The organism is Bacillus inaquosorum KCTC 13429, assembly GCF_000332645.1.
GTDB classification, from domain to species: Bacteria; Bacillota; Bacilli; order Bacillales; family Bacillaceae; genus Bacillus; species Bacillus inaquosorum.
The window spans coordinates 22996-29497 of record NZ_AMXN01000014.1; the positions used below are offsets into that span (position 1 = coordinate 22996).

Consider the following 6502-nt stretch of genomic DNA (forward strand, 5'->3'; position numbering starts at 1 on the left):
TCGTTTAATAGGGGACATCGCTCTTTCCAAAATCAGCGGTATCTGATCGAGAGTGATTTTTATTTGGGCTTACCCAATCGTAAAACGGCACGGTTGATTTATATTCCTTTTTCTTTGATTCGTTCTCTTTAATATCTTTTTTCACCATGTTTATTTTCGCATTCCAAAAAGCATCATAGTCATTTTCATACTTATTCACTGCTTTATCATTGACACTTTTGTCTTTAAGTCCATTTACAAAGTAAATAACGAAGTTGGATATAGTTTCTGTTTTCATTTTCTGAAACATCCATTCAAGCTGTTGAACAGCAGCTCTTCTTGTAAAAGGGAGTTGCTGATTATGTATGAGAAGGACAATATCTTCAATGTATCTCCATTCAATGTCGTTCTCATACAAAAATACGGCTAGCTCTCTTAATTTGTCATTTTGTTTAACTGCCTGCTGTAATGATTTGATACGATTAGCTTTTTTCTCATCGTCATCATTTTTCTTCGGTTTAAGAGATGATGATGAGAAAATATTATTTGAATCATTATTAATATTATTTGAATCATTATTAATATTATTTGAATCATTATTGTGTTTCTGTGGGAAACCCCCCTCGGTTTCTGTGGGAAACCCCCCCGGGTTTCTGTGGGAAACCCCCCTCGGTTTCTGTGGGAAACCCCCCGAAGGTTTGTTCGCGTTATTATTTCTGCCGCCTTGTTTAGCGAATCCTCTGCTATCTGTATGATAGTCTTTGTCATAATCTCTTACTTGTTCAAGAGGTTCATATTTTTTTTGTACTTTGTTTTGTGGATATTCATAAACAATGATGTTAATAGGTTTGGTTCCAGATTGGTCACTATGTTCATATTCCACAAGATCAATTAGTCCATAATTCCATAAGGGACGAATGATGTGGTTGTAAAACTTTTTTTTCCCTACACCTAAACGTTTCATGACTTTAGATAAACTAGAAGGGATAACGTCATTATTAGGGTCTATTCTTTCAGGTGATCGGTCACACCAAGAATAAAATTTTAACCATGCTGTAAAAGCATCATTCCCTAGCTTATCAATCCAATCATCGGCAACAATGTAGTAAAGTATCGGCAAATTGTGTTCATTCCTGTTTTTTTTAGCCTTTTGAAAAGTGAAATCAGACATAAAAAATCCTCCTGTAAATCAGCCACTATTTGCCGGATTTAGGAGGAAAAACTCTTTGCTATTTGTACCCGTCGATGTTAAAATAAGTGCATAAGAACACGATAATATGGGTATAACAAAGAAACCTCCATCCAATCCATGGTTGCTAAAGTTTCAAAGTTTGGCGACAGAGAACTTTAGCAACTTGCAGGTGGCGGGTTTTTTTTTTGCTTCTTACATAATTTTAGCATACTGCGACATTTCGTCCTACAAGTTTTTCGGACACTACCTAACACCATTCACCAAATTACAGCGTGAGATTGCATATAACGCCCTTCAGGGCGTTTTTTCGTCTGTTTGAATCCTTTTGTAGCCGAAGGGCCGAAAAACGCGAGAAAGGGCATTAAAACGTTTTTGTTATTTCCCTTCGTCTTTTTTACTCTCTTCCTTCTTGATCTCTTCGAGTTGATATTCATAAAATTCTCTTTCAGTATCTGATAAAGATTCAATGTAATGCTTTGCTAAAGTGTCAATTAGTTCATATTGCTTTAATGGCTTCACTTTATTTAATGCTTTGATTGTGAAGAAAACGTCATCCGGCAGCTTGATATTGCGCCGGAGTTCGCTTTTGTTCTTCTTGGTTTCTTCTAAAACTGGATTTGTATGTTTTTTTGGTTTGGGTTTTCTATTTAGCTCCATTTCAGATTTCCTCCATAGCGAATTTTTCCATCCTTTGGGACATTTCTTCTGCCAAGCCCCTATACATATCTAAGGCTTCCTTGTCGTGCATATCTTCATCCCTAATACCTGTCAGCCCCCAAGCCTTGATACGTTCCCTAATCTTGATAGGGGACGATGTCAGCTTTTCTTTGAACATTTTTTTTGCTTCTTCCAGGATAAGTTCATCAACTCGTCCGCCTTTTTTCATCAAGACCGGAATAGCTGCTAATAAATTAACATCAGTCTCGAATTTCTCCAAGACCTCATTTACATACGGAATGAAATCTTCTGCTGCTCCTAAAGAAAATTCTTGGGTTTGCATTACTATTGCGATATGGTCCGAAGCTACAATTGCATTATCTGTAAAATCGGAAATTGTAGGTGGCACATCAATAAATATATAGTCATAATCATCTTTTAAAGGCATCAGTAAAGCGTCTAAGAGAAAGCCGTACTTGATATAGTCACGTCCAAACATTCTCGCTAAAAGGCGGGGGAAATTCCTTAAATCGCCTTCAGCCGGGATGATGTGTAAATTATCCGTTAATGCATGGATGGCAGGGGTTAAGTCTTTATCTTGGATGGCTTGATATATTGTTTTTTGAGGTGCTGCTTTTTCAAACGTTTTATAATACAACAAGTCGGTTGCGTTTCCTTGAGGGTCAAAGTCAACCAATAAAACTTTATTGTTTTTTTGGCTTAAAAGCAAAGACAGCATAACTGTTGTTGTTGTTTTACCAACACCGCCTTTAAAATTTGCAACATTGATTACTTGTGTCATGTTAACCACCTCTTAAATTTAATAAATGGGATAAACGGGATAATTTACATAAAAGAATTATACTTTATTATCCCAATGCAGTAAAGGGAGAAATGGGATTAATTTTCTCTTTTAGACTTGAAGAGCAACAACAAAAACAACAAAACATCTCCTAAACCAATCTTAAAAGCAAAAAACATAATGAATGGGATTATCGTTATTAAGAAAACAATCGGAAAGGTAAGCAGCGCCGCAACAATTTGCCACATATCTAATCACTCCTACGATCTATTGGATAATCGACTAAATCAAACAAATCCATTTGTGTATTGTATTCATGGAAGTTATAACCCATTTGTTTTAATTCCTCTATTTCTTCATATGTATAAGGTTCTGCATCTTCGGCTGTAATTGTTCCTTTTTCAACAAGACGCAAGAAATTTTCAACAGGAAAAGCAAAGGCTACACCCAGGATCTTCTTCATATACTGAAACAACTCCTTTCTTATCCCTTTTATCAAATGGGATAAAAGGGATAAGGTTTATCAAAAATTACTTTTCACATAGGATTCAGCAAGGGATTTGAGAAAGTTATGAACGTCTCCGTTCAGAAAATCAATTTTGATTAATTGCTTTTTTATAACCTCGAACTCAACATCAGATGTACTTTCGATCAATTCCTTTATTACCTCAGTTGATAAGATGTGTGTCTGCCCCTTATGAGAAATGACATAACTCATGTTTGCTATGTCCTTTTCCGAGAAAAATGTATCAATCCATTTTCTTTTGAATTTCATTTTGATAACCTCCCACCCATTTATCCCTATGGATAAAAGGGATAAATGGGATAAATTTTTATTTTAAAAAATTTTCGGCTAATAAGTAGCCCTATTACAAAGAGAAAGATCACATTCTTCAAACACAACACCTTCACGTTCTGCGATCGAAAGAATCTCTTTTGACTCGTCCCATGTATAGGCAGATTGAAAATCAGGTATATCTGTATAACCAAACTGTTTTACAATCCTATGAAGCCAATCTTCCGGAACAACATATATCTTTCCGAATGTTGAGGTCGTACTGTCCGAAACTCCATACGTCCAAACTGGAATCCTAGCAGAAGATTCAACGATATAATTCACGAGAACAACTCCCTTCGGGATAATTGGGATAAATCCTATACTTTTATTATACACGTTTATCCCATTTAAGTAAAGGGATAAATGGGATAAAATTTTATTTTTTAGTGACTTCCTCAAGGTCTGCCACGAGTTGCTTCAAGAACGGCAGGTGTTCCTTCGTTAGTGTAATTCCGCGCCCTTGTCTGTGTCCGTCCCCCTTAGTCTCGGTGTAAAGAAAAACACTCTCCTTCCCTCTTGTAAATTCAACGATGTAAGTCAATTTGTCATCATCGCTTACTACCGTATCAGATTCCCCCACAACTACATCAGTATACGGACATTCAGTAATCCAAAGATGATCGTTCCAATCGAATTTTTCCATTTTTCATTTCCCCTTTTCATTTTAGTTCCGTTGTACTTTGGTATACTCTTATTATACACATTTATCCCATTTAAGTAAAGGGATAAATGGGATAAAATTCGAGACTAAAAAAACAGCTACTGTTGGGATCAGTAGCCACACGATAATAATAGGGGTTAATAATACAAAGAATCCTATCCGATCATAATCACTTGAAGGATATTAGTGTATTTCATCCTAACTTATAATGGTTCTTAATTCATATTAATATCTTAACTGGACAGGAATAAAGTTACATCCTCCCAACCTCCTGATTTAAAAGATATATTTTGTAGAAAGATGTCGAAATATAATGAATAATGACAAAAAGACCATGACTATATATTTATTGATTGGATTAGGTAAGGTATTTAGACGTGATATTAAGTTCGGAATTTGTGAAACATTACAACAATGAGCCTATTACAAGACGGGAAAGACTACTGATATTAACAGTAGTCGTAAGATGATCTATTCTATAAATTCCATCGTCCAATCCGTGCAGCTTGTAACCTCATTATAACGACCGCCATTAAATTCAAATTTAAAGCCGTCTATCTCATTCATTCCAACTTCGATTGAAGCTGTTTGAATGGCCATAATGATCGTTTTTCTAATCGATTTAGGTATGTCAGTTTCACTTACAAATATAAAACGGTCACTATAATTATCAGAATGAATTGCCCTTTTCTTTGTCATGAATTGCTCTCTCCTTAAATTAATTTGGAACGCCCCAAAAATGGGGCGATTTAATTCAAAATGGTAGATCATCATCAACGCCTGGGGCAGCCCCGGGTGGCTCCTGCGTTTCCCTGTCATTCGGCTGTTTGCTGCCTGAATATTTGTTTTTCGGCTCTAAAAAGTGAATCAATTCAGCCGAAACTTCAGTTTTATAAAATCTCATTCCGTCCTTTTCATATGAACTGGTTTGCAAGCGCCCGTTTACTCCAATCAAAGCCCCTTTCCGTTGATAATTTGCAAGGTTTTCCGCTTGTTTTCTCCAAACGACACAGTTTATAAAGTCGACTTCACGTTCTCCCTGCTGATTTGTAAACGTCCGATTAACCGCAATCGTGAAGTTTGCTACTGCTTGCCCCGATGCTGTAAATCTAAGTTCTGGGTCCCGAGTAAGCCTACCAACAAGTGCAACGTTATTCATCAAAACATCTCCTTTTATTATCCCGAATATCCAAAGGGATAAATGGGATAAATTTTTATTTTAAATTTTTTCTGCTTTTAAGCGTAGTTTAAACATTTTGGTTGATGCCGCTTTTTCACAATCTCTGTTTCGTGCATCTCCCTAATTTCATCTAGGGAAAAATTCTTTTTGTGTTTCTTGACGTACTCCCCTTCATGCCAAAACCATGCCTTTTTTTTCGCCGCCCATTGAAATCCAAGTTCTTTTAACTCCTTTCGAATTTGATAAGTTTGCCCAGTTACCCAAACCCAACTTCCGATTATTTCGATGTCAACGTTGTACTTCATTAAAGAGTCAATGACTTCCGGGTAACTATCTTTTGAACGAGAATCCTTTGAAAGCTGATTATATAGTCTGTCGTATTCTTCTTTTAAAAGGACAAAGTCTTTTTCATTTCCTCCTCGGTCTGGATGAAATTCCATCGCAAGCTTTCTGTACTGCTTCTTGAGTTCTTTTAAATCCGTTACCTCTTGGAAAAATTGCATCGATATTCCTCCTTAACGTTTGGGATAAATGGGATAATCTCCATACTTTCATTATACACATTTATCCCATTTAAGTAAAGGGATAAATGGGATAAATTTTATTTTAAGGATGGTGGGCGCTGCCCAAACCCGCAAACGGTAGCCCGTTTGATCGCTTTAATTCAAGCCCCCCATCCCCCCGAATCTTCGGGGGGCTCCCTCGCCGGTAGGCAGGAACAAACGGTGTTTGTTCAATGCCTAGAGGGTTTGGGGGCGCTTAGTGTGTCAACTCCTTAATGCTCCCTTCGGTGTGCTTACCGTTGACACACGCCTGGAAACGCGCTTTTTAACATTAAAAACATGCAACCTTCAGATGGAAATGAATTCCTTCCCCCTGTTTTAGGGTGGAGGCTGGCTGGGGTGTGGGGCTAGCCCCACGTTTATCGTAGATTGACTAAGGAAAAAGAGTTATTTCACGGACGGAAGCTCTGGCGTTTCGGGGGGTACAATGGTCAAAGCAAGCCGATTTCCTGAAATCCCCGTTTTAGGTATGTCGGCTTGGCGACAGTCCAGCACCCGCCGAATTTCGGAATGCAAGGGGGAAAGGGTGGAGATTTTTCGGGGTTTTCCGAAAAATACTACCCGAACCTTGTATGGAGAAAAGCCCTGTTTTGTTAAACGCCATTCATTGATTTGGGTTCTGATTTTAAA

11 protein-coding genes are annotated in these 6502 nt (G+C 37.4%); all 11 read right to left on the reverse strand.

Translation table 11 applies throughout. The annotated features are described in order from the left end of the window. Window positions 1-4: 4 nt before the first annotated feature. Window positions 5-1150: a hypothetical protein gene (locus BSI_RS22880; protein WP_003242334.1), complete on the reverse strand. Its 1146-nt coding sequence runs from the start codon at window positions 1148-1150 to the stop codon at window positions 5-7. A gap of 396 nt (window positions 1151-1546) precedes the next feature. Beyond that, the gene (locus BSI_RS00215; RefSeq protein WP_003242336.1) at window positions 1547-1828 is read right to left on the reverse strand and encodes a hypothetical protein; all 282 of its coding nucleotides are present in this window, start codon (window positions 1826-1828) and stop codon (window positions 1547-1549) included. Between the two features lies 1 nt (window position 1829). Next, entirely contained in the window at window positions 1830-2630 is an 801-nt protein-coding gene (locus BSI_RS00210) for a ParA family protein (protein WP_003242338.1), read from the reverse strand. Between the two features lie 250 nt (window positions 2631-2880). After that, window positions 2881-3093 carry a hypothetical protein gene (locus tag BSI_RS00205; RefSeq protein WP_003242340.1) on the reverse strand — a complete coding sequence of 71 codons (213 nt, stop codon included), beginning with the start codon at window positions 3091-3093 and terminating at the stop codon, window positions 2881-2883. Window positions 3094-3153: 60 nt separating this feature from the next. Continuing rightward, window positions 3154-3405 (reverse strand): hypothetical protein, encoded by a 252-nt coding sequence (locus BSI_RS00200; protein ID WP_003242342.1) that lies wholly within the window; start codon window positions 3403-3405, stop codon window positions 3154-3156. A gap of 78 nt (window positions 3406-3483) precedes the next feature. Beyond that, the gene (locus BSI_RS00195) at window positions 3484-3750 is read right to left on the reverse strand and encodes a hypothetical protein (protein ID WP_003242345.1); all 267 of its coding nucleotides are present in this window, start codon (window positions 3748-3750) and stop codon (window positions 3484-3486) included. Window positions 3751-3844: 94 nt separating this feature from the next. Then, window positions 3845-4111 (reverse strand): hypothetical protein, encoded by a 267-nt coding sequence (locus tag BSI_RS00190; protein WP_003242348.1) that lies wholly within the window; start codon window positions 4109-4111, stop codon window positions 3845-3847. Window positions 4112-4600: 489 nt separating this feature from the next. After that, a complete protein-coding gene (locus BSI_RS00185; protein ID WP_003242350.1) occupies window positions 4601-4828 on the reverse strand; it encodes a hypothetical protein in 228 nt (75 codons plus the stop codon). 55 nt (window positions 4829-4883) lie between these two features. Beyond that, on the reverse strand, window positions 4884-5291 hold the full coding sequence (gene ssb, locus BSI_RS00180) for a single-stranded DNA-binding protein (protein WP_032732400.1): 408 nt from the start codon (window positions 5289-5291) through the stop codon (window positions 4884-4886). A gap of 74 nt (window positions 5292-5365) precedes the next feature. Next, window positions 5366-5812, reverse strand: coding sequence for a DnaJ domain-containing protein (locus tag BSI_RS00175; RefSeq protein WP_003242353.1), 447 nt, complete (start codon window positions 5810-5812; stop codon window positions 5366-5368). A gap of 447 nt (window positions 5813-6259) precedes the next feature. Next, on the reverse strand, window positions 6260-6502 hold a 243-nt coding region (locus tag BSI_RS22885), incomplete at its 5' end, for a hypothetical protein (protein WP_219858588.1).